The organism is Bacillus sp. NH11B, assembly GCF_001884205.1.
Taxonomy (GTDB): Bacteria; Bacillota; Bacilli; order Bacillales; family Bacillaceae_G; genus Bacillus_A; species Bacillus_A proteolyticus.
In genome coordinates this window covers 25,140-48,680 of record NZ_MAOG01000014.1, presented here as the reverse complement: position 1 = coordinate 48,680, position 23,541 = coordinate 25,140, and the positions used below count along the sequence as shown (strand labels likewise).

18 protein-coding genes, 2 pseudogenes and 1 riboswitch are annotated in these 23,541 nt (G+C 33.6%); of the genes and pseudogenes, 15 read left to right on the top strand and 5 right to left on the bottom strand.

Going from position 1 to position 23,541, the window contains the following annotated elements; all coding sequences use genetic code 11:
* Both BAU27_RS02275 and BAU27_RS02270 read left to right on the top strand, forming a co-directional pair.
* A partial coding sequence (locus BAU27_RS02275) for a 5'-nucleotidase C-terminal domain-containing protein (RefSeq protein WP_175546517.1) occupies nt 1-649 on the top strand: 649 nt, incomplete at its 5' end.
* Between the two features lie 503 nt (nt 650-1,152).
* Nucleotides 1,153-2,301, top strand: coding sequence for a TIGR04053 family radical SAM/SPASM domain-containing protein (locus tag BAU27_RS02270; protein ID WP_071770015.1), 1,149 nt, complete (start codon nt 1,153-1,155; stop codon nt 2,299-2,301).
* A gap of 158 nt (nt 2,302-2,459) precedes the next feature.
* Here BAU27_RS02270 and BAU27_RS02265 read toward each other — a convergent pair whose 3' ends face one another.
* Entirely contained in the window at nt 2,460-2,990 is a 531-nt protein-coding gene (locus BAU27_RS02265; protein WP_071745122.1) for a GNAT family N-acetyltransferase, read from the bottom strand.
* A 144-nt stretch (nt 2,991-3,134) separates the two neighbouring features.
* Between BAU27_RS02265 and BAU27_RS02260 the strand changes: the two genes are divergently transcribed.
* From BAU27_RS02260 to BAU27_RS02245, 3 genes and pseudogenes are all read left to right on the top strand, one after another.
* Nucleotides 3,135-3,833, top strand: a complete 699-nt coding sequence (locus tag BAU27_RS02260) for a response regulator transcription factor (protein WP_071770014.1) — start codon at nt 3,135-3,137, stop codon at nt 3,831-3,833.
* A pseudogene (locus tag BAU27_RS31590) lies at nt 3,823-4,892 on the top strand (sensor histidine kinase). Before BAU27_RS02260 ends, BAU27_RS31590 begins: the two are co-directional and overlap by 11 nt.
* A gap of 71 nt (nt 4,893-4,963) precedes the next feature.
* Nucleotides 4,964-5,825 (top strand): annotated as a pseudogene (locus BAU27_RS02245) (M23 family metallopeptidase).
* Nucleotides 5,826-5,881: 56 nt separating this feature from the next.
* Here BAU27_RS02245 and BAU27_RS02240 read toward each other — a convergent pair.
* Nucleotides 5,882-7,177: an Nramp family divalent metal transporter gene (locus tag BAU27_RS02240; protein ID WP_071745123.1), complete on the bottom strand. Its 1,296-nt coding sequence runs from the start codon at nt 7,175-7,177 to the stop codon at nt 5,882-5,884.
* 495 nt (nt 7,178-7,672) lie between these two features.
* Here BAU27_RS02240 and trhO point away from each other — a divergent pair, with 495 nt between their 5' ends.
* Nucleotides 7,673-8,632: an oxygen-dependent tRNA uridine(34) hydroxylase TrhO gene (gene trhO, locus BAU27_RS02235; RefSeq protein WP_071745124.1), complete on the top strand. Its 960-nt coding sequence runs from the start codon at nt 7,673-7,675 to the stop codon at nt 8,630-8,632.
* A 223-nt stretch (nt 8,633-8,855) separates the two neighbouring features.
* Here the strand turns inward: trhO and BAU27_RS02230 are convergent, their stop codons facing one another.
* Nucleotides 8,856-10,331 (bottom strand): hypothetical protein, encoded by a 1,476-nt coding sequence (locus BAU27_RS02230; RefSeq protein ID WP_071770011.1) that lies wholly within the window; start codon nt 10,329-10,331, stop codon nt 8,856-8,858.
* 174 nt (nt 10,332-10,505) lie between these two features.
* On the opposite strand from BAU27_RS02230, the gene panE reads away from it, so the two are divergent.
* Complete coding sequence (gene panE, locus BAU27_RS02225; RefSeq protein ID WP_071770010.1) at nt 10,506-11,438, top strand: 2-dehydropantoate 2-reductase; 933 nt, start codon at nt 10,506-10,508, stop codon at nt 11,436-11,438.
* A gap of 78 nt (nt 11,439-11,516) precedes the next feature.
* Here panE and BAU27_RS33190 read toward each other — a convergent pair whose 3' ends face one another.
* Nucleotides 11,517-11,645, bottom strand: a complete 129-nt coding sequence (locus tag BAU27_RS33190; protein WP_071745127.1) for a hypothetical protein — start codon at nt 11,643-11,645, stop codon at nt 11,517-11,519.
* A gap of 140 nt (nt 11,646-11,785) precedes the next feature.
* Nucleotides 11,786-11,932: riboswitch (cyclic di-AMP (ydaO/yuaA leader) on the top strand.
* Nucleotides 11,933-12,076: 144 nt separating this feature from the next.
* Here BAU27_RS33190 and BAU27_RS02215 point away from each other — a divergent pair.
* From BAU27_RS02215 to BAU27_RS02190, 6 genes are all read left to right on the top strand, one after another.
* Nucleotides 12,077-13,903: an APC family permease gene (locus tag BAU27_RS02215; RefSeq protein WP_071745128.1), complete on the top strand. Its 1,827-nt coding sequence runs from the start codon at nt 12,077-12,079 to the stop codon at nt 13,901-13,903.
* Between the two features lie 602 nt (nt 13,904-14,505).
* Nucleotides 14,506-15,666, top strand: coding sequence for a non-hemolytic enterotoxin NHE subunit A (gene nheA, locus BAU27_RS02210; RefSeq protein WP_071770009.1), 1,161 nt, complete (start codon nt 14,506-14,508; stop codon nt 15,664-15,666).
* A 37-nt stretch (nt 15,667-15,703) separates the two neighbouring features.
* Nucleotides 15,704-16,912 carry a non-hemolytic enterotoxin NHE subunit B gene (nheB, locus tag BAU27_RS02205; protein ID WP_071770008.1) on the top strand — a complete coding sequence of 403 codons (1,209 nt, stop codon included), beginning with the start codon at nt 15,704-15,706 and terminating at the stop codon, nt 16,910-16,912.
* A gap of 134 nt (nt 16,913-17,046) precedes the next feature.
* Nucleotides 17,047-18,126, top strand: a complete 1,080-nt coding sequence (nheC, locus tag BAU27_RS02200) for a non-hemolytic enterotoxin subunit C (protein WP_071770007.1) — start codon at nt 17,047-17,049, stop codon at nt 18,124-18,126.
* Between the two features lie 365 nt (nt 18,127-18,491).
* Nucleotides 18,492-19,442: a nucleoside hydrolase gene (locus BAU27_RS02195; RefSeq protein WP_071745725.1), complete on the top strand. Its 951-nt coding sequence runs from the start codon at nt 18,492-18,494 to the stop codon at nt 19,440-19,442.
* A 593-nt stretch (nt 19,443-20,035) separates the two neighbouring features.
* A complete protein-coding gene (locus BAU27_RS02190; protein ID WP_071745724.1) occupies nt 20,036-20,983 on the top strand; it encodes a DNA-binding transcriptional repressor DeoR in 948 nt (315 codons plus the stop codon).
* A gap of 48 nt (nt 20,984-21,031) precedes the next feature.
* Here the strand turns inward: BAU27_RS02190 and BAU27_RS02185 are convergent, their stop codons facing one another.
* On the bottom strand, nt 21,032-21,394 hold the full coding sequence (locus tag BAU27_RS02185) for a hypothetical protein (protein ID WP_071770006.1): 363 nt from the start codon (nt 21,392-21,394) through the stop codon (nt 21,032-21,034).
* A gap of 157 nt (nt 21,395-21,551) precedes the next feature.
* On the opposite strand from BAU27_RS02185, the gene deoC reads away from it, so the two are divergent.
* Together deoC and BAU27_RS02175 are read left to right on the top strand one after the other, a co-directional pair.
* On the top strand, nt 21,552-22,223 hold the full coding sequence (gene deoC / locus BAU27_RS02180) for a deoxyribose-phosphate aldolase (protein ID WP_071770005.1): 672 nt from the start codon (nt 21,552-21,554) through the stop codon (nt 22,221-22,223).
* 106 nt (nt 22,224-22,329) lie between these two features.
* Nucleotides 22,330-23,511 carry a NupC/NupG family nucleoside CNT transporter gene (locus tag BAU27_RS02175; RefSeq protein WP_071770004.1) on the top strand — a complete coding sequence of 394 codons (1,182 nt, stop codon included), beginning with the start codon at nt 22,330-22,332 and terminating at the stop codon, nt 23,509-23,511.
* The last annotated feature ends 30 nt before the right edge of the window (nt 23,512-23,541 follow it).

Sequence of the window (23,541 nt, the reverse complement as noted above, 5' to 3'; positions counted from 1 at the left end):
AGGGTATTTTAACTCATCTCGTGCCGGAGATGTAACAGTTAGCTTTGATAAAACCCGCCGTGCGTCTAAATACAGTACGAACGATTTCTTTGGGGGCGTAAAATACGAGATTGACTTAACAAAACCATATGGAAGTAGAATTACAAATTTACGATCTATTCGTACAAATAAACCAATCAAAATGAGCGATGTTATGACGCTGGGAATGAATGCATATAGAATGGAGGCTCTTCAGGCAAAAGGTGGAGCTTTAGAGGGACGTAAGTTTGAACAAATTTGGTCATCTAAACAAGAGAATGCATTGGGAGAAACAGGTGGAACCATTCGTAACCTTGCTATTACATATTTAAAAGAGGTAAAGAAGGGTGTATATACGCCAAAAGTTATGCATAATTGGAAAATTACTGGTGTAGATACACATTCTTCAGAGCATAAGGCTGTAGTGGATCTTGTAAATAAAGGGATTTTAGAAATTTCAAAAACAGAAGATGGAAAATATACAAATATAGCATCTATAAATACTAAAGATTCAATTACAAAAGAAGAGATTGTAGCAATCTCTCAAAATGCTAATATTAATCCGAATCAGTTTAATCATGTAAAAACAAAAGGTGAATTTTACAAAAAACTTAATAGGATTATTAAATAAAATATAAGAAAAATGGTTTTGGTGCAAAAAATCTATCAACCTTGGACATACTGATACTACTACTCTACAAAGGTGTGTGATTGGTATGGAAATAAGTTATACGAACAACTACTTTGAGTTTCGCGTTGTAAAGAAGATCCTTAATTTAATAATCTTCAACAAACAGGCGCGATTGTTGAACAACAATTAAAAGGGCGATACATATTATGCATGACTAATATGTATCGCCCTTTATTTTTTATGACTTTTTACGATTTAGGTCTTGATAACTAAAAAAAAGATGTGATGTGTTGAAGAAAGCCACGATGTTTATAAAAAGTTGTGAAGCTTTGCCCTTTTAGATCATTTAGTCTAAAGGGGTGTTTATATTTTTTTAAAAAGAGCTTCTGTGATGGTTGAAGAGGAAGGTAGAAACATTAGATCAACAGCAGAGGAAGATTATTATTTGTGATTCATCTCACAACATAAATACATATATAACTTTACAATTAGAATATCAATTGATGGGAGGGTTAATCTTGATTAATCGTGATTTTAATAAAAATCCGTTTATTGTGATATGGGAGTTAACAAGAGCATGTCAATTAAAATGTCTGCATTGTCGTGCAGAAGCACAGTATCATCGTGATCCTCTAGAGCTAACATTCGAAGAAGGAAAAAAACTAATTGATGATATATATGAAATGGAAAATCCAATGCTTGTATTTACTGGTGGAGATCCATTAATGCGTCCAGATGTATATGATATTGCGGAATATGCAGTGAAAAAAGGTGTTCGAGTATCTATGACGCCAAGTGCCACTCCAAACGTTACGAAAGAAACAATTCAAAAAGCAAAAGAAGTAGGACTTGCTAGATGGGCGTTTAGTTTAGATGGACCAACAGCTGAAATACACGATCATTTTAGAGGGACAGAAGGGTCATTTCAATTAACAATGAATGCGATTCGTTATTTGCATGAATTAAAAATCCCTATTCAAATTAATACTGTTGTTTCTAATTATAATGTGGATGTACTTGAAGAGATGGCAATGTTAATAGAAGAATTAGAATGTGTACTTTGGAGTATATTTTTCTTAGTTCCAACGGGGCGAGGTAAGGAAAAAGATATGATTTCACCAGCCCAACATGAAAGGGTATTCCATTGGCTATATCAACTTAGTAAAAAGGTTTCTTTTGATATTAAAACAACAGCTGGTCAGCATTATAGACGTGTTGTGATTCAAGAAAAAATGAAAGAAAATAAAAAAACAAATCAGGTCATTCAATATCAGGATGTATTGATGAATGGGACGACGGGTCGAATTGATGGGCTTGGGCGTGCTCCAAAAGGGGTGAATGATGGAAACGGTTTTGTATTTATTTCTCATATTGGAGATGTATATCCAAGTGGGTTATTGCCAATTAAAACTGGGAATATTAGAACAACATCGCTAGCTGAAATTTATCGAAACTCCCCTGTTTTTCAAAACCTTCGTAATCCGGACAAGTATAAAGGAAAGTGCGGTGTTTGTGAGTTTCGATATGTTTGTGGGGGATCTCGTTCTAGAGCATATGCGATGACGGGGGATTACATGGAAAGCGAACCTTTCTGTGTATACATTCCAAAAGCATTGCGAAAACAGAAAAAGAACGTAAAAAGCGGTACATGAGTAAGGGTTTGCTCATGTACCGTCTTTTTTAGATTATATAATTTATTGTACTTTGCATCCGTCGTACGATGATCTAAGAAATGAAAACTGTATCCCTCATTAAAAATCCACTACCTGGCTCCGTTGTGCTGATACGAGTTTTTTACATGTTAATTCTATTAAACTGATTTTAATAAAGAATAATAATTCGTATCATATGGAATATCATCTTGATACATATAATTTTTTAAAACTCCTTCTTTTTCAAAACCTAATTTTAATAGCACTTTATTTGAAGCTTCATTTTCAAGAAAGACAATCGCACCGATACGTTTTAAATGAAGGGTGTGGAAACCATATGATATAACTTCAGGAACTGCTTCAGTCGCATATCCATTTCCCCAGTGTTCAGGGAGAAAGGCATAACTTATATTGGCGCGTTTATGCTCAGAAGACCAATCGTGAAAACCAATTGTTCCAATGAGTTCTTTCTTATCTTTTAATTCGATTCCCCATTTTATACCGTTTCTTGCATTGTAACTCAACTTGAAATTATTTATGATCTGTTTTACTTGATCAACATTCTGTAATGGTTTTTGGCCATAATAGCGCAGTACATCAGTGTTAGAAAAGCATTGTAGTATACTTGGTGCGTCTTTTTCGGTAAGTTCTCGCAAAATGAGTCGGTCGGTCTTTAATATAGGAAACATGCCTTCACTCCTGTTCATATGAAACTAAAATGTATTTGTTATTATATAATTTAAATTGAAAATAAAGATTATTCAAGAAGAAAGGGTAGGTTTGATTTATGTTAAAATTAGATGTGGAATATATTTCAAAAAAGAGGTTTGGAAATGGAGAAAAACTCGATATTAATTGTAGATGATGATCTAGATATTGTTCAATTTATTAATGTGAATTTAACGCAAGAAGGTTTTACTGTTTTTAGTGCTCATAACGGAGAAGAGGCATTAGAGATAATAAATAATAACAGTATTCAACTTGCTATTCTTGATATTATGATGCCTCAAATGGATGGTATAGAACTGTGTAGAAGGATTAGAGAGAAACACAGTTTACCAATTATGTTTTTAAGCGCAAAATCATCGGATGTAGATAAAGTAATTGGATTTAGTACTGGGGCAGATGATTATATTGTGAAGCCGTTTAGTACAATTGAATTTATAGCAAGAGTGAAAGCTCAATTAAGAAGGTATACATATTTTAATCAAATTACTGTCCAAGTAATGGAAAAGAAAATAAACATTAAAGGTTTAGAAATAGATGAAATTTCTAGAGTAGTAAAGATATATGGACAAACAATTAATGTTACAAAAACTGAATATGATATTCTGCACTTAATGGCAGCTGCAAAGAACCGTGTGTTTACGATTGAAGAAATATATGAAAGTGTTTGGAATGAAAGGGCCTATGAAAGTAATAATACGGTAATGGTTCATATTGCGAGATTAAGAAATAAAATCGAAGAGAATCCAAAAGAACCGAGGTTTATACAAAATGTTTGGGGAGTCGGGTATAAAATTGGAGATTAAATCATTACAAGGAATTAGAGCTAAATTCTTTTTCGCATTTATATGTAGTATCCTGTTAGCTACGGTAAGTATCATATTAGTTCAAATTTTATTTGGAAGTATATATAGTGACGTTGTCGCGCTAGAAGAAAAATATTCGTTTTTTTATTTTATGTTTTTTCTGCTGTTAACCACTATATATTTTGCATTACTGACAAAGACAACTATAAAAAGATTGAATGAGATCAATAAGAACGTGAAGGAAATAAGCAATGGTAATTTGGAAATACATATACCTATTTCGAAAAGCGATGAGATTGGTGAGTTAGCGACGAATGTCAATAGAATGGCCAAAAGTTTAAAAGAGTCTATTGAAAATGAAAAAAAATCACAGGAAATGAAATGATTAGTAATATTTCACATGACTTACGAACGCCTGTAACATCTCTAATTGGTTATGCGGATTTACTAGGAAATAAGCTTCATTCACATGGAGAAGAATGTGAACAATATGTAAGTATATTAAAGCGAAAAAGTTATGAATTAAAAAATCAAGTTGATGATTTATTAGAATACTGTCAAATAAACTATAGAGAGATTGAATTACATAAAAATGTAGTAGATATGAAAGCATTAATTGAACAGATCATGATTGATTTTTTACCACAGTTAGATGATGCCAATATGAGTTTTTATATTAAAAGTAATGAAGAGCTATATATAGAAGTTGATGTAGCACTTATAGTGAGACTTTTTGAAAATGTAATTAGTAATAGCATTATGTACGGGAAAGGTGGAAAAGAAATTTCAATTCAAATTTCCCAAAGAGAAAGGAATGTTGAAGTAGAAATTAAAAATTTTGGACAATGTATTCCGACAGAGAGCCTTCCTTACGTTTTTGAGAAGTTTTATCGTGGTGAAAAATCACGTAGTTCTCATACGGGTGGGAAAGGAATGGGACTTGCAATTTCGAGAAATATAGCTCAGCTCCATAAAGGAGATATAACTGTATGTAGTAACGATAAAGAAACAGTTTTCACTGTAAAATTACCACAGTATAAAAAAGTAAGAAAGTCGTAAGTATTTCTTTTATATGTCGTAATTTTTACTTCGTATCATTGAGAACAAAGATATGAGAGTAGGGATACAGCATGTGGAAGAAAAGTTTGTTAGCAATTATAGTTTCTTTTTTATTTATAAGTTGGAGTGTAGTTTATTTAGCTAATGGTACTATATCAGTCGTTGTTTGGTGGGGTATACAAGCATTTAGCGTAGTTTCGATTTTTGTTTTGATAGGTTCAGTAGTAATGTTTGTTTGGAAGGGCATCTTTAGAAAGCGAATAGATAGAACGTTACTTTTAATAGTTCTGTTCTCTATCATTGGAGCTTGGCCTGTTGGGTGGTTCGCCTAACATTGGGGGAATTGCATACCCAGCAGATGTACAGTCTACGAGTCCTAAAATAGTCGTTCGTTTTCCTTTGAATGAGCGGGCGTTAGTAGGTTGGGGTGGTGATCGGCTAGAGAAGAATTATCATGTGATAAAACCAAATGAAAGATGGGCATATGATATTCTCATTCCACCTGCTGAAGTGAAAAGTAGTACGTTAGAGGATTATGGAATATATGGAGCGAAAGTAATGGCACCAGCTTCTGGAACAGTTGTATCAGTTAATAATGATGAAAAAGATTTAGTTCCGGGATCAGATGATTTTCAGTCAATGGCCGGGAATCATATTTATTTACGGTTAGATGAAACAGGGACATTTTTGATTCTCGCTCACTTAAAGAAAGGGTCGATTAAAGTTAAAGAAGGACAACATGTAAATGAAGGCTACGTTCTTGCCCAAGTTGGTAACTCTGGAAGTTCAAGTGAGCCGCATTTACACATTCATCATCAAAGAGAGGATCCATCCAAGGTGAGTATGTTTTGTACGGAAGGCTTGCCACTGTATTTTCGAACTAAAAAAGGTGCTATGATGCCGGAAAGAGGTACATACGTAAAAGGTAATTAGAAGAGAATTATTGTACTAAAAAGGGTATTCCATTTTTATTGGAATACCCTTTTTCATTAGCCTACAAATGTTTGATACAGTAAGAAAATATTTAAAACGATAACGAGTGCAGCGATTATCCAAGCGATAAATGTTGTTATACGGTGGTTAACGAGTGCACCCATAATCTTTTTATTACTTGTAAACATAATAAGTGGTACTAGTGCAAAGGCAATACCGAACGATAAGACAACTTGACTCATAACGAGAGCGTAAGTTGGGTTTACGCCTAAAGCAATAATAACTAGTGGTGGAATCATTGTAATAAATCGGCGTAAATATAGCGGAATATGCATGCGAATGAATCCTTGCATAATAATATCACCCGACATTGTACCGACAGATGAGCTAGAGAGTCCTGCTGATAAGAGTCCAATTCCAAATAAAGCAGCTGATACAGGACCGACTAAGTTACTAAATTGGTTAAAAGCAACATCAAGATCTTCAACATGCAAGCCGTTTTTAAAGAATAAAGCAGCTGCTACAATTAACATACTTGCATTAATAGCTCCAGCGATAACCATTGCAATAATAATATCGATGAATTCGAAGCGGAAAATCTTTTTCCTTTGTTCATCATTTGTTCCGACTACGCGGCGTTGTGTTAAGGCAGAATGTAAATATATCGCGTGCGGCATTACTGTCGCACCTAAAATTCCAGCTGCTAAAAGAATGCTATCCACGCCTTGGAATTTTGGAATAAATAGACCTGAAAGAAGAGGACTTAATTCTGGTTTAGCATAAAAGACTTGGACACCAAAAGCGATAACAACGATAAAAATCATCCCTGTTATGATAGCTTCTAATGGACGAAAGCCTCTGCGCTGAAATTCAAGAATAATAAATGATCCAACCGCTGTAATTAAAGCAGCTGGTAACATCGGAATTCCAAACAGTAAGTATAATCCGAGTGCTGCTCCAATAAATTCAGCTAAATCAGTCGCCATAATAACGAGTTCACCTTGTATCCATAAACCGATGGAAACTGGTTTTGGGAAATTTTCTCGAGCTATTTCAGGAAGGTTTTTCCCAGTAGCGATTCCTAATTTAGCTGATAAAGTTTGGATTAATACAGCCATTAAATTAGAAGCGAGAATTACCCAAAGTAATAAATACCCATATTGGGATCCAGCAGCTATATTCGTTGCAAAATTCCCAGGATCAATATAAGCAACTGATGCGATAAAAGCAGGTCCTAAGAATGGTAATAGTCTCTTTAAGCCTTTCGTTTGTCCGCTTAATGCTAAATGTGCGGATTGAACAGTTGTACTTTGAGAAGGGACTTGTTCATCTTTTGATATATCTTTATTCATAGTAGTGTTCCCCTTTGGAATGTTAACTTGATGAAATTATTGTATTTGCTCTTATTCATTATTTCAATACATTTAAATATATTATGTGGCAATTTCATTTGAACACGAAAGTTTCCTTAATGCAAATTATATGACTTCGTGCAAAGAATGGTGTGACGATGTGAAAAATATTTTGGGAGTTTATGGATGCTGAATAAGGGGGAAGATAATAAATTATAGGGTTGTTTTTGAAATTTATGTGAACATAGAGCCTATATTACAGCATATTAATTGATGGAAATGAAATTGTATGATATATAATATATTGGGATTACAACATAACCATAGTGTTTTGTGATGTAATCTTGTTTTTATTTTTGTTAACTTATAGAAAAAATTGTAAATAGAAGAAAATAGGCTAAGTACAATTTAGTATGTATTTTCTTATTATATATGTTTTGATATGAACGTTAACTTATACATGATTTTAAAATTTAGATAGGTGGTAGAAATACATTGGCAACTACAAAACCATATAGAGTATTACTTTATTACATGTACACAACAATTGAAAATCCAGAAGAATTTGCTGAACAGCATTTAGAATTTTGTAAATCACTTGAGTTAAAAGGAAGAATTCTTGTAGCGACAGAAGGAATTAATGGAACTTGTTCTGGAACTGTTGAGCAAACAGAAAAATACATGGAAGCGATGAACAATGACCCACGTTTTGCTGGAATCGTTTTTAAAATTGATGAGGCAGATGAACATGCATTCAAGAAAATGCACGTACGTCCTCGCCCAGAGTTAGTTACACTTCGCTTAGAAGACGACATTAATCCAAAAGAAATTACTGGGAAGTATTTAGAACCAAAAGATTTTTATGAAGCAATGAAACAAGAAGATACAGTTATCATTGATGCACGAAATGATTATGAATTTGATTTAGGACACTTCAAAGGTGCAATTAAACCAGATATTGAATCATTCCGTGAATTACCAGATTGGATTAGAGAAAATAAAGAAACACTTGAAGGCAAAAAGATTTTAACATACTGTACAGGCGGAATTCGTTGTGAGAAGTTCTCTGGTTGGTTAGTTCGTGAAGGTTATGAAGATGTAAGTCAGCTTCATGGCGGAATTGTAACATACGGAAAAGATCCAGAAGTACAAGGCGAGCTATGGGATGGTCAATGTTACGTATTTGATGAGCGTATCGCTGTACCAGTAAACCAAAAAGAGCACGTTATCGTTGGTAAAGATCACTTTACAGGTGAACCTTGTGAGCGCTATGTAAACTGTGCAAACCCTGAATGTAACAAGAAAATTTTATGCTCTGAAGAAAGTGAAGCAAAACATTTACGTGCATGTTCTCATGAATGTCGTGTACACCCACGTAATCGTTATATCGTGCAACACGAATTAACTGAAGAGCAAGTAGCTACTGCATTAGAAAAAATCGAAGCAGGGAAGTAAGCGGAATTAGTGTAACACAAAGAGAAGAGGCTACTCCAAGGTTCATTTTGGAGTAGCCTTTTTTATGATTCGGTTCTTATTTTTGTCAGTTTTTGTCGATAAGTCGATATATTTAAAAAATCGCTGATATATTTTAAGTTGCGCCGATATATTCGGAAAATCGCTGATAAAAATTTCATTTACTTAAGTGCACCATGTATTTTTAATTTGAAAATAATCGTCTTTAATTTTTATCCTCTTTTTCGTTCACAGCAGAAAGTACAGTTTGTTTTACCCACGCTTGTCTTCTTCGATGCTGTATACCCCATTGGTATAAACTTTGTGCACCTAAAATAAAGGAAATGACTATACCGCTAATTGCTATTAACAGTGCGAAAAATTCAAGAGGCGATGATATTTTGTTTGAATCTGTGTTTCTTAAAAGGTCAATCATAGTAAACCCTAACATTTGGCCCACCACAGAGTAGAGAGTTAAAATTAATAATAAAAGGCTATCTTTTTTAGCGGCGACATTTTCTTGATATTTAAACAAACCATCAAGATTTTGTTTCGCGTTCGAGTATAAAATTTCAATGTTAAAAAGTTTTCTTAAGCGGAAGAAAATATCTTCACTTTGTGATTGAGATACTAATTCTAAAGAAAAATAATTCGCTGTAAACGAATTGATAGAGTAAATTAATTTCTCTATTTCATTTGTATCTTGTTCAATATTTAGTTCAGCATAAGCGTTCGCCATCTTTAATAAAACAACTTTATGGAATAGGTTTAATAATAAAGCGTAATAAAATTCTCCGTACATTTGACTAGCAAGTTTAGTGACTTCTCGTTCACCTTCATTTGTTATACATGTGAAAATATGTTCTTCCATAATAAAATAACGGTTAGGAGCCCATCTTTGATAAGAATGCTTTGTTAAATAATCATCAATATAAGGAACATTATTTGCGCTAATATACGGCTTACCATCGTCTGTTAATCCGGAAAGACTGGAAGCTCGATATACATCAACTACATGAAGGTGTGACTTTTTGTTAATAGATAATAAGGTTTGTACATACATTCGTTGGTCTTCAAAGAAGGGGAATGTTTGAAAGTATGAACTCCGCAACCTCTTATTCTCAAAGAAGTCTGTTAAGCCATGAAATAAATCGCCGAATATAAGTTTTTCTACTTGTGAATATTTTTTTCCATCACATTCAATACAAATGGTCTCAGTTGTATCATTTCTAGTTTCAAGCACACGGAAGCGAGAAGCGAATTCGATGGCTTCTGATAATGTCATGTTTGGAGCGGTTTTGACTTCTGTTCGAATTGTTAAGAAGCCAAGCTCATAAGGACAAAGTGTTACATCAATAGAATGTATCTTGAATGGAACGGAAATAAGATTTGTTGTTAAATGTCCATTTAAATTAAGATCTTTAGAAAAGCGCTGTAGTCCCTTTTGATGTTCTGAATGAGGAAAAAGAATTTTATTCGTAAATGAAAGATAGTATGCTTCCATATTTTGATGTGAAACTTTAAACTCCCCATAATATGTATTTTCATCTTCGAGATGATCGAGTCGAAAAGGACGGAAATTATTTTTTTGTAAGAAAGGGAACATATTTTGTTCATATCCAGTTTTAAACGAAAACGGGAATATAAATTGAAATATAGCTGTTGTTACATCTTTTTCTTCAATTATTTGTATTGCCTCCATTTACATTGTTTCCTTTCCGAATAAGCTATAGAAACAACATGCCCAATTTTTCTTGAAAATAACCTTGTTTTTGCAATAGATTAAGAATGAAAATTCAGCTAATTTAACAGGGGACATGTATAATGTTATGTATACTAAAACTAGTATAATTGTGTTAGGAAAAGGGGATATTGTATGCGCATTTTAGTATTAGGAGCTGGTGGCGTCGGTGGATTTTTTGGTGGCCGATTAGTAGAAAAGGGAGAAGATGTTACATTTCTCGTTCGCAGCAAAAGAAAACAGCAATTAGAGGAAAAAGGACTTGTTATTCGTAGTGTGAATGGAGATTTTGCATTTCAACCGAAATTGATAACGAAAGAAGATAGAACGTCTCCATTTGATGTGATTTTATTTTCAACAAAAGCGTATCATTTACACGAGGCGACCATAGATTTAAAGCCGTTTGTAGGTGAAAATACTGTAATAATCCCATTGTTAAATGGTATCGCTCATTTATCACTATTACAAAAGGAATTCGGCGTGGAAAAAGTAATTGGTGGTTTATGCTTTATCGAGACGACGTTAAACGAACAAGGAGAAATTGTACAAACTAGTGCTGCTAACAGACTTGTATTTGGGGAAATTAAGCCTCAAGATTCAGAGAGAATAAAGCGTATTTCTAAAGTATTTGCAGGTACAAAAGCTAGTTTTGTTTTAAGTGAAAATATTACGCAGGATATGTGGCATAAATATTTATTTATAACTGTAATGTCAGGTGTGACAACATTAATGCGTGCACCAATAGGACCGATTCGTGAAAGTGAAGGTGGTCGTGATTTTATCCGAAACTTATTTGAAGAATCTGTACAAATCATGAGGGCATTAGGAGCTCCAGTAAAGGAAAACATTGTTGAGGAACATATGAAAACGATTGATAAAATTTCGTATGATATGAAGTCATCGATGCAGCGTGATATGGAAAAATGTTCGTTTATTGAGGGGAAGCACTTACAAGGATACTTACTGGATTTAGCAGAGCAATTTTCTATAGAAGCACCTTTATTAGGCGTTGTATATCAAAATTTAACAGTGTATGAAGAGATGATAAAAAGTAAGGGAATAGTATGATTTTAATAGTATGAAAATGGATAAAGGATAGCAAAATATAAATACGTTGCTATCCTTTTTGGTGTTTATAGTGACAATTTATTCATCTCTTCTAATTCTTTCTGTCGTATTTTTTTCTTTATCACGGTTACCATATAATTGATTAATTTCGCTTGCTACTGCATCTAAATATGAATCGGAAAAAATAGGCTTCTTTTCTTTAGACATATGGGTCTCCTTTGTGGATTTTTTAGTATTCATTATGTATATTTATCGGTGGATTATACGCAATCATTTTAATTATTTTCTTTTTGAAAATTTTTGTTTACTTTTTGAAAATAAAGGAGTAATATAATCCACAGTTTCAATTTTCTAAATCGCTGAAACCGCATGGTGCGGGGGACCCGTTTAAATGAATTAGTGCATAATTCAATGGGGTGAATCCTTGAAAAAGGTAGGGCTACTCATAGGCCCGAATCCGACAGCTAACCTCGTAAGCGTTATATTGAGAAGGAAGGTGGAGCTTGTGCGACAAAAAAAATAATGTCTACAAGTCTATTTCGTTATGGCTTGTAGACATTTTTTGTTTTCTGAAGAAATACTTTACTTGCTCTAACTAGCAGAAAAGTTCGTACAAAATTATTGGAGAGTGGACAGCAGTGGTTTCAACTATCAAAAGGTTTTTAATTGGAAGGCCATTAAAATCAACAGAGCTTGGAGAACAAAAGCTTAATAAAACGAAAGCGCTAGCTATTTTATCTTCTGACGCTTTATCATCAGTTGCTTACGGTCCAGAGCAAATTTTAATTGCATTAGCAGGTCTTGGAGCGGTAGCTTATTGGTATTCTATTCCAATAGCTGTTGGGGTATTAGTATTATTAACAGCTCTTATTTTATCTTATCGGCAAATTATTTTTGCTTACCCTCATGGCGGGGGCGCATATGTTGTATCAAAAGAAAATTTAGGGATGAATCCAGGCTTAATAGCTGGTGGATCTTTATTAGTAGATTATATTTTAACAGTCGCAGTAAGTGTATCTGCAGGTACAGATGCGCTCACATCTGCTTTTCCTAGCCTACATGCACATAATGTAATCATTGCAATTATATTTGTAATACTAATTACCATTTTAAATTTAAGAGGGGTAACTGAATCAGCTTCTATTTTGGCATATCCTGTTTATTTATTTGTTTTAGCATTATTTATATTAATTGGTGTAGGGGTGTACAATATTTTAACTGGTCACGTTTCACCGACTTTACATTCACCGATTGGAACACCGGTTGCAGGAATTAGTTTGTTTTTACTGTTAAGAGCATTTGCTTCAGGAAGCTCGGCTTTAACAGGTGTTGAAGCGATCTCTAATGCAATTCCAAACTTTAAAGATCCTGCACCTAACAATGCAGCAAAAACATTGCTTGCGATGGGGGCATTACTTGCCATTTTATTTTCAGGAATTGTCTTTTTAGCTTACTATTACGGAATTACTCCAAATAAACAAGTAACAGTCGTTTCGCAAATCGCTGAACAAACATTTGGACGTAATTTTATGTACTTTTTCATACAAGGTATAACAGCTTTAATATTAATTCTTGCAGCTAACACAGGGTATTCTGCATTTCCGTTATTAGCAGTTAATCTTGCGAAAGATAAGTTCATACCGAGAATGTTTACAATTAGAGGAGACCGTCTGGGATATTCAAACGGTATTATTATACTAGGGGTTTCTTCGATTATTTTAATTGTAGCTTTCCAAGGGCAAACAGAACATTTGATTCCGCTATATGCGGTAGGGGTATTTATTCCATTTACGCTTTCTCAAACTGGAATGGTACTAAAGTGGCTTCGTGAAAAGCCTGAGGGATGGATTTTACGATTATCGATTAATTTAACGGGTGCAGTTATTAGTTTTATCGTAATGAGTATGTTCTTTTTAACTAAGTTCGCACAAGTTTGGTCGATCCTTATTTTCTTACCTGCCATTATCTTCTTGTTCCATCGAATTAAGAAGCATTATGATGCAGTGGGCGATCAATTAAGTTTAAAAACTTGTGAACGGATTGTTCCGATTGAGGGAAATGTAATTGTCGTTCCTGTAGCAGGCATGACTCATGTAGTAGAAAATTCATTGAACTATGCGAAGGCTCTTTCTGCAGATCAAGTTATCGCTGTATATGTTGCTTTTGACAGAGAAGAGGAAAAGCAATTTGAAGAGAAATGGAAGAAGTGGCAACCTGAAGTAAGGCTTGTTACATTACATTCTCATTATAGAAGTATTATTCAGCCGTTAACCAAGTTTATTGATACAGTGCAATATAAAGCGAGTGAATCAAATTACCGAGTTACGGTCGTTATACCGCAGTTTATTCCGAAAAAAGGTTGGCATAACATTCTTCATAACCAGTCTAGTTTACTCATTCGTGCGTATTTACTGTATCGAAGAAATGTTGTTATTACGACAGTACCATATCATTTGAAAAAGTAAGGGGATTTTTTAAGGATAACTTCACGAAAGTGAAGTTATCCTTTTTGTGTATATGCTATGCATAATTGCATATAGGTCTTAAAAATATATTACTATAATATTATCACTTATGAGTAAATAGTGTTTTTTGTTGTGATATATGGATATTTTAATGGAGAAAGTTAAGTGGATTTTATTTTGGAATAAGGACATGAGAGCTTGAAAATAAAGGGAATTAAAATACTTCTTTACGGTAGATGAATAGCTGTGTTTAAATGACCTTACAGTACAAAACTTACATGAAAACAAAACAAAATTTCATACTTTCGTATGTTAATTAGTTTAAAATAAATAATATTTTTAGGTGATATATTCACTGTGTGAATGCTGGACTTGAGGTAATATAGAAATTTTATACAATATTATTCACACTAAGCACATATGAAAAGTTATAAAATGTTTTATAACAATAAGTTAGTACTGTAGCAATAAAATTTGAGATAGGTGATTCGTACATGAATCACGGTGATAATGTTCTCTATTTTTACCATCTCAAATCATGTGCAAAAAATAGAATAATAAAATGCGATAGTAATAGTTGCTAATACATAGGAGGAGTTAAAGTGAAAAAGACTTTAATTACAGGGTTATTGGTTACAGCAGTATCTACGAGTTGCTTCGTTACTGAAAGCGCTTACGCGAAGGAGGGGCAAACAGAAGTGAAAACAGTATATGCGCAAAATGTAATTGCACCAAATACATTATCAAATTCAATTAGAATGTTAGGGTCGCAGTCACCACTTATCCAAGCATACGGATTAGTTATTTTACAACAACCAGACATTAAGGTAAATGCTATGAGTAGTTTAACGAATCATCAAAAATTTGCAAAAGCGAATGTACGAGAGTGGATTGATGAATATAATCCGAAGCTGATCGACTTAAATCAAGAAATGATGAGATACAGCACAAGATTTAATAGCTATTATAGTAAGCTCTATGAACTAGCAGGAAAAGTAAATGAAGATGAACAGGCAAAAGCAGATTTTACAAATGCATATGGAAAATTACAATTGCAAGTCCAAAGCATTCAAGAGAGTATGGAGCAAGATTTATTAGAGTTAAATCGATTTAAAACGGTATTAGACAAAGATAGTAACAACTTATCAATTAAAGCTGATGAAGCAATAAAAACAATGCAAGGATCAAATGGGGATATTGTGAAATTAAGAGAAGATATTAAAAGAATTCAAGGGGAAATTCAAGCTGAACTAACTACTATTTTGAATAGACCTCAAGAAATTATTAAAGGTTCTATTAATATCGGTAAACAAGTATTTACAATTACAAATCAAACTGCACAAACGAAAACAATCGACTTTGTATCTATCGGGACTTTAAGTAATGAAATTGTAAATGCTGCAGATAGTCAAACGAGAGAAGCAGCTCTTCGTATTCAACAAAAGCAAAAAGAGCTATTACCACTTATCCAAAAATTATCACAAACTGAAGCCGAAGCGACTCAAATTACATTCGTTGAAGATCAAGTAAGTAGCTTTACAGAACTAATTAATCGCCAAATTACAACTTTAGAGACGTTATTAACGGATTGGAAAGTTTTAAATAATAACATGATCCAAATTCAAACAAATATTGAAGAAGGTACGTATACAGACAGTAGTTTACTTCAAAAACATTTCAATCAACTCAAAAAAGTAAGTGATGAAATGAATAAGCAAACGAATCAATTTGAAGATTATGTTACAAACGTTGAAGTACATTAAACAGAAAAATAATTAGCGATATAGGGAGAGAAGAAAAATGACAAAAAAACCTTATAAAGTAATGGCTTTATCAGCACTTATGGCAGTATTTGCAGCAGGGAATATTATGCCAGCCCATACTTATGCAGCTGAAAGTACAGTAAAGCAAGCTCCAGTTCATGCTGTAGCAAAAGCTTATAATGACTATGAAGAATACTCGTTAGGACCAGAAGGCCTGAAAGATGCGATGGAAAGAACAGGTTCAAATGCTTTAGTAATGGATCTGTACGCTTTAACAATTATTAAACAAGGTAATGTTAACTTTGGAAATGTATCGAGCGTTGATGCGGCTTTAAAAGGAAAAGTGATTCAGCACCAAGATACAGCTAGAGGAAATGCGAAACAGTGGTTAGATGTTTTAAAGCCACAGCTTATTTCAACGAATCAAAATATTATTAATTACAATACGAAATTCCAAAACTATTATGATACTTTAGTTGCTGCGGTAGATGCGAAGGATAAAGCAACACTTACGAAAGGTCTAACTAGATTATCAAGTAGTATTAATGAAAATAAAGCGCAAGTAGATCAGTTAGTAGAAGACTTGAAGAAATTCCGAAATAAAATGACGTCGGATACTCAAAACTTCAAGGGAGATGCAAATCAAATTACATCAATCTTAACTAGTCAAGATGCTGGAATTCCGCTTCTGCAAAATCAAATTGCAACGTATAATGAAGCAATTAGTAAATATAATGCAATTATTATCGGCTCATCTGTTGCGACAGCTTTAGGCCCAATTGCAATTATCGGTGGTGCAGTAGTTATTGCTACTGGTGCAGGAACGCCGCTAGGAATCGCATTAATTGCAGGTGGTACAGCAGCTGTAGGCGGTGGAACAGCTGGAATCGTATTAGCGAAGAAAGAGCTTGATAATGCACAAGCAGAAATTCAAAAGATAACAGGACAAGTTACAACTGCGCAATTAGAAGTAGCAGGATTAACGAACATTAAAACGCAAACGGAATATTTAACAAATACGATTGATACTGCAATTACAGCGTTGCAAAACATTTCAAATCAATGGTACACAATGGGGTCAAAATACAATTCTTTACTTCAAAATGTAGATTCAATTAGTCCAAATGACCTTGTTTTCATTAAAGAAGATTTAAACATTGCGAAAGATAGCTGGAAGAACATTAAGGACTATGCAGAAAAGATTTATGCTGAAGACATTAAAGTAGTAGATACGAAAAAAGCATAATAGTAATTAAACCGCTACAGCATTATGTGTAGATAAATAATTTTAAAATAATAGAGAGCTCCTGTTCAGTAGTGAGCAGGAGCTTTTTTTACCTCTAATGTTTCATATCCTCATAAAAAGAATAGGTGATAATTATGCGTAATAATTTCTATAAAAAATGTCTTTTAACGATAATGATTGCTGGAGTCGCAACAAGTAATGCGTTTCCTTTACATCCTTTTGCAGCGGAACAAAACGTAAAAACATTGCAAGAAAATGCGAAAAATTATTCTCTCGGACCAGCGGGGTTCCAAGATGTAATGGCGCAAACGACATCGAGCATATTTGCAATGGATTCATATGCAAAATTAATTCAAAATCAACAAGAGACTGATTTGAGTAAAATAAGTTCAATTAATAGTGAGTTTAAAGGAAATATGGTTCAGCACCAAAGAGATGCAAAAATTAATGCAGCGTATTGGTTAAATAATATGAAGCCTCAAATTATAAAAACAGATCAAAATATTATTAATTACAATAATACTTTTCAAACGTACTATAATGACATGCTAGTAGCGATTGATCAAAAGGATAGCGGTAAATTAAAAGCGGATTTAGAAAAGTTGTATGCGGACATTTTAAAAAATCAAAATGAAGTAGATATTTTATTAGGGAATTTAAAAGCATTTCGCGATAGAATGGCGAAAGATACAAACAGTTTTAAAGAAGATACAAATCAATTAACTTCGATTTTGGCGAGTACGAATGCTGGTATTCCAACTTTAGAGCAACAAATAAATACATATAACGATTCAATTAAAAAGAGCAATGATATGGTTATTGCTGGTGGTGTACTTTGCGTAGCGCTAATAACATGTCTTGCGGGCGGACCGATGATTGCGATCGCAAAAAAAGATATTGCAAATGCAGAACGAGAAATAGCCAATTTAAAGGATAGAATTTCTGGAGCACAAGCAGAAGTGGTAATTTTGACAGATGTAAAAAATAAAACAACAAATATGACAGAAACAATTGACGCAGCAATTACAGCACTACAAAATATATCAAATCAATGGTATACGGTAGGTGCAAAATATAATAATTTACTACAAAACGTAAAAGGAATGAGTCCAGAAGAATTTACCTTTATAAAAGAAGATTTAAATACAGCGAAAGATAGCTGGAAGGATGTAAAGGATTATACAGAAAAATTGCATGAAGGTGTGGCGAAGTAAACAGTGAACTAGTTCCGCTGTTTATTTTTTTATCCCGTTTTTTGTGGAGAGCCGAGCATGTAATTTTATCCATAAGTTTGCTGTGCGTTTTATCAATGTGGCTTTCTATGAGAATTTAACTTGTTTTTTCATTTTGGGGTGGTAAAAAATTCTTAAGTCGATGGGCATGGGATAGCACCACATGCCCATCAACTTAAGAACAGGAACTTACGCTTGAACATAATATCAAATTTAAATGAGCAAAGCTCTATTTCAAGTGAATAGAATCCACTCTTTAAGAATACATAAAATATATACATACAAGCTTAGTCTGATTACTACATCATTAGTGAAAGTAGGATTCTATAGATTTTGGAGGAAGAAATATGCAAAAAAAGGTTCTCCTGTTTACAGATTTGGGGATTGATGATGCGTTTGCTATACTGTACACCTTTTTTCGTAAAGACATTCAACTTGTAGGAATTGTAGCCGATTATGGAAATGTATCAAGAGAAAATGTATTAAGAAATATTAACTATTTGAAGTACATTGCGGGAAGGGAAGAGATACCTGTATTCCTTGGTGCTTCTGTACCGTTGACAGGTATAGTGATTCAGTATTTCCCTGAGGTACATGGAAAAGTCGGATTAGGGCCTATTATTCCCCCTGAAATTTCATATCCAGTTTATCCTTTAAATGATATTTATCAAATTATAGAATCAAATTTAGAAAATCTTACAATTATCAATTTAGGAAGACTTTCTTCGTTAGCTACGACTTTTGTATTGAATTTAGAAACAATGCGAAACGTAAGAGAATGCATTTGCATGGGGGGAGCTTTTTTCTATCCAGGTAACGTAACTGCTGTGGCTGAAGCTAACTTTTACTCAGACCCTTATGCAGCAAACTTAATTCTGCAGCATGCAAAGAACTTGACAATTATTCCTTTAAATGTGACTCAACATGCGATTGTTACACCCGAAATGGTCCAGCAAATCGATGCATTTCACCGGAATACACAGGATCTTGCAGGACTCATCATCAAACCTATGTTAGACTATTATTATAAATTCTACTCCAAGTCTAATCCAGGTATAAGTGGAAGTCCTATGCATGATTTTGTGACAGTGTGGTATTTGCTGAATCAAGAGGCTGTGGGCCTTTCAAGAGTACCTATTAAAGTAATTCCTGACCAAGGAGAAGGATTTGGTCAAAGTATTGCAGATTTTCGTTTTGCTACTAATCCAGGCTATAAAACGCATAATGTAGCTTTTCAGTTTGATTATGAAAAATTCAAGAAGGATATTATGGAAACGTTTTTAAAGAAGAGAGTGTAACAGACTTTATTAATTTCAGATAATACGGATTATGTGAATGTAATGCCACTTCACTTAACGTACAGGAATTCGACTTTATTAGGTTAAATTTCGCTTAGCATATAAAACTTCCAAAATGTTGGCTGTATCCCATCACTATCAAGCTAACAAAACAAAGTAAAACACCCCACTAAAATGAAAAAATCCGCGAATTTCTCAAAGTAATTAACTGCAGTGAAAGAAAATTTTCATTTCGGGGTTACATTAAAACTTTAGCTTGATGGCCGTGGATTTCGCCATCAAAATGTGAATTTCATACGCTTAAGGAATTTCTTTGTTAAACGTACATTAAGGAAGTTCCATAAACGATATTTAATATTTGTTATTGAAGGGTTTTGTTATCGTTACTATAAAAAGAATAAATATAAATCGATTTAACTGTTTCAAGATCATCTGTATCGAGTGTATGAAGCTGAAAAATAAAGTTTCATTATAAAGACTAAATGGAATATCAGTTCAGGTAGATAAAATTCATTAGTCGAAATTTCTTGCATAAAGCTGTATAATGCTTGTAACGAAAGGGAAATACAGGAAGGGATTTGTAATGAGTTACTATGGAAAAAGATAAACAACAATTAAGCGTTGAAGTTGCAAGGTTATATTATCAATCAGATTATAGTCAGCAAGAAATTGCTAACAAATTAAATATTTCAAGACCGACGATTTCTAGATTATTAAAGTACGCGAAAGAAAAAGGGTTTGTTCAAATTAGCATAGCCGATCCATTTGCGGATTTAGATAACGTTGGGAATTTACTTAAAGAAAAGTACAACCTATTAGAGGCACATGTTGTGTTTTCTCCAGTGCCAGAATATGCAACGATTACGGAGTATATTAGTAAATATGCAGCTGAGTACATGGAAAAGACGGTGAAAAACGGTGATATCGTCGGTGTAAGCTGGGGAATGACGATGTATGAAATCGCTAGGAAAATCGTACCACAACATGTGAAAGGTGTAGAAGTTGTCCAGTTAAAAGGTGGTATTAGTCATTCGAGTGTAAATACATATGCGAATGAGACCATCACTTTATTTGCAGAGGCTTTTCAAACGACGCCAAGAAATTTACCGCTCCCAGTTATATTTGATAATGCGGTGACAAAAGAATTAGTAGAGCAGGATCGACATATTCATCACATTATTGAAATGGGGAAACAAGCAAATATTGCAGTTTTCACTGTTGGAACAGTGCGTGATGAAGCGTTATTATTCCGATTAGGATATTTAGATAAGGATGAAACGAACATTTTGAAAAAACAAGCTGTCGGTGACATTTGTTCACGTTTCTTTGATGGAGACGGAAATATTAGTAGCGAAGAAATTAATAAGCGTACCATTGGAATTGAGTTAGAGGAACTTAAATTAAAGAAACGTTCTATCTTAGTTGCAGGTGGTAATAGAAAAATACAAGCAATTGATGGTGCGTTACGTGGCGGGTATGCAAATGTATTAATTATTGATCAGCATACAGCAAAAGAATTGTTACATTATCAAAAAGGTTAGAAATAAAAGGCTTTCTCAAAATGTTAATTTTGAGAAAGCCTTTTATTTTTAGTATGAATAAATCAATGTGTAGTACCTTGTAAAGTATTTGTAAGGAATGCTCTTTGATTGATCTCCTTTTTCAAAAATTAGTGAGTTAGCCATAATATCTCTATCTACAAAAGTCCATCCATCTCGCTCCATCATATTGATAAAAGGTTCCATTTTTCCGCGCTTTACTAAGTAGGGGTATTGATTATCTAGCGGTTCTACTTCCACCATTTCTTTATTTTGAATAACCATCTTAGACATAGCTAAAGCAAATGGAATGGGGTTTCCTTCTTGGAAAATAACATCCCTTTTATAAAAAATAAATATGGATAGTGAGGTGCATACTAGCAATGTGAATATAAAGAATTTTGACTTAAACAAGTAGTCCACATCCTTTATTTACAAACTTATACTACTTTCAATGTATTACAAGAAATTCCCTTCTGAAAAAATAATGAACAAAATTTCAAAAGTATGTTTACATTTGTTCAACTAAGAGTTAGAATGAAGTTGTTAAAAGATATGAGGAGTGAAGATAATGAACATTGCAAAGTTAATTGACCATACAATTTTAAAACCAAATTCAACTAAAGAAGATGTTATGAAAGTAATCGAAGAAGCAAAGGAATATAAATTCGCTTCTGTTTGTATTAATCCTACATGGATAAAGCTAGCTGCTGAAGAATTAGCTGGACATGATGTAGACGTTTGTACTGTAATCGGTTTCCCATTAGGAGCAAGCACTACTGAAACAAAAGCATTCGAAACAAAAGATGCTATCGCAAAAGGTGCAACTGAAGTTGATATGGTAATCAACGTAGGCGCTTTAAAAGATGGCGACAATGAGTTCGTTGAAAAAGATATTTATGAAGTAGTACAAGCAGCAAAAGGAAAAGCTCTTGTAAAAGTTATTATTGAAACTTGTTTATTAACAGATGAAGAGAAAGTACGCGCTTGTGAATTATCAGTAAAGGCTGGTGCTGATTTCGTAAAAACTTCAACTGGATTCTCAACTGGCGGAGCAACTGCTGAAGACATCGCATTAATGCGTAAAACAGTAGGACCAAACGTTGGTGTAAAAGCATCTGGTGGAGTTCGTACACGTGAAGATGCAGACAAAATGGTAGCTGCTGGAGCTTCTCGCGTTGGAGCTAGTGCTAGTATTGCAATCGTATTGAATGATGCAAAAGGTGCTACAGATAACTACTAATTAATAATGAAAGTAAAGAGCAATAGATACACGTTTAAAGTAAAGTGTATCTATTGCTTTAACAATTGAAAAATATGTAAGCGGATACGGAGGGAGAAGACGGCTTATGAAATACTTAATCGGTATTTTTGGCCTCGTATTGATTTTAGGTATCGCTTGGCTTGCTAGTAATGATAGAAAGAAAGTCAAATATCGTCCAATCATAACGATGGTTATATTACAATTCATTTTGGGGTTTTTATTATTAAATACAAGCGCTGGGAATATATTAATTAGCGGAATAGCAGATGGCTTTGGAGAGTTATTAAAATATGCCGCTGATGGTGTGAATTTTGTATTTGGTGGATTAGTAAATCAAAAAGAGTTTTCATTCTTTTTAAGTGTATTAATGCCAATCGTATTTATTTCAGCTTTAATAGGTATTTTACAGCATATTAAAATATTACCTATTATTGTGAAATCTATCGGTCTAGTATTAAGTAAAATAAATGGAATGGGTAAACTAGAATCATATAACGCGGTAGCTTCTGCGATTTTAGGACAATCTGAAGTGTTTATTTCAGTTAAGAAACAACTGGGATTATTGCCAGAGAAAAGAATGTATACATTATGTGCATCTGCAATGTCTACAGTATCTATGTCTATCGTTGGATCATATATGGTGTTATTAAAACCGCAATATGTTGTAACCGCTTTAGTGCTTAACTTATTCGGTGGATTCATCATCGCTTCTATCATTAACCCTTATGAAGTTACTGAAGAAGAAGATATGTTAGAAGTACAAGAAGAAGAGAAAAAGACATTCTTTGAAGTATTAGGGGAATACATTATAGATGGATTTAAAGTTGCGATTACAGTAGCAGCTATGTTAATTGGTTTCGTTGCTCTTATCGCATTCATTAATGCAGTATTTAAAGGTGTAATCGGTATTTCATTCCAAGAAATTCTCGGTTATGTATTTGCACCATTTGCATTTATTATGGGTGTTCCATGGCATGAAGCGGTTAATGCCGGAAATATTATGGCAACAAAATTAGTATCAAATGAATTTGTCGCTATGACAGATTTAGCACAAGGAAACTTTAATTTCTCAGATAGAACGACAGCGATTATATCTGTATTCTTAGTTTCATTTGCAAACTTCTCTTCAATTGGAATTATTGCAGGGGCAGTTAAGAGCTTAAATGAAAAACAAGGGAATGTAGTCGCAAGATTTGGTTTGAAATTACTTTTCGGTGCAACGTTAGTAAGTTTCTTATCAGCAACAATCGTTGGCTTATTATTTTAACAGATTCATATAATATGAAAAGGAATGGTG

Coding starts and splice junctions, on each gene's coding strand:
- panE (WP_071770010.1), top strand. CDS start 10,506: ATGCGCATTTTAGTATTAGGAGCTGGTGGCGTCGGTGGATTTTTTGGT.
- nheC (WP_071770007.1), top strand. CDS start 17,047: ATGCGTAATAATTTCTATAAAAAATGTCTTTTAACGATAATGATTGCT.
- BAU27_RS02270 (WP_071770015.1), top strand. CDS start 1,153: ATGGGAGGGTTAATCTTGATTAATCGTGATTTTAATAAAAATCCGTTT.
- BAU27_RS02175 (WP_071770004.1), top strand. CDS start 22,330: ATGAAATACTTAATCGGTATTTTTGGCCTCGTATTGATTTTAGGTATC.
- BAU27_RS02265 (WP_071745122.1), bottom strand. CDS start 2,990: ATGTTTCCTATATTAAAGACCGACCGACTCATTTTGCGAGAACTTACC.
- BAU27_RS02240 (WP_071745123.1), bottom strand. CDS start 7,177: ATGAATAAAGATATATCAAAAGATGAACAAGTCCCTTCTCAAAGTACA.
- BAU27_RS02195 (WP_071745725.1), top strand. CDS start 18,492: ATGCAAAAAAAGGTTCTCCTGTTTACAGATTTGGGGATTGATGATGCG.
- BAU27_RS02260 (WP_071770014.1), top strand. CDS start 3,135: ATGGAGAAAAACTCGATATTAATTGTAGATGATGATCTAGATATTGTT.
- deoC (WP_071770005.1), top strand. CDS start 21,552: ATGAACATTGCAAAGTTAATTGACCATACAATTTTAAAACCAAATTCA.
- BAU27_RS02190 (WP_071745724.1), top strand. CDS start 20,036: ATGGAAAAAGATAAACAACAATTAAGCGTTGAAGTTGCAAGGTTATAT.
- BAU27_RS02230 (WP_071770011.1), bottom strand. CDS start 10,331: ATGGAGGCAATACAAATAATTGAAGAAAAAGATGTAACAACAGCTATA.
- nheB (WP_071770008.1), top strand. CDS start 15,704: ATGACAAAAAAACCTTATAAAGTAATGGCTTTATCAGCACTTATGGCA.
- BAU27_RS33190 (WP_071745127.1), bottom strand. CDS start 11,645: ATGTCTAAAGAAAAGAAGCCTATTTTTTCCGATTCATATTTAGATGCA.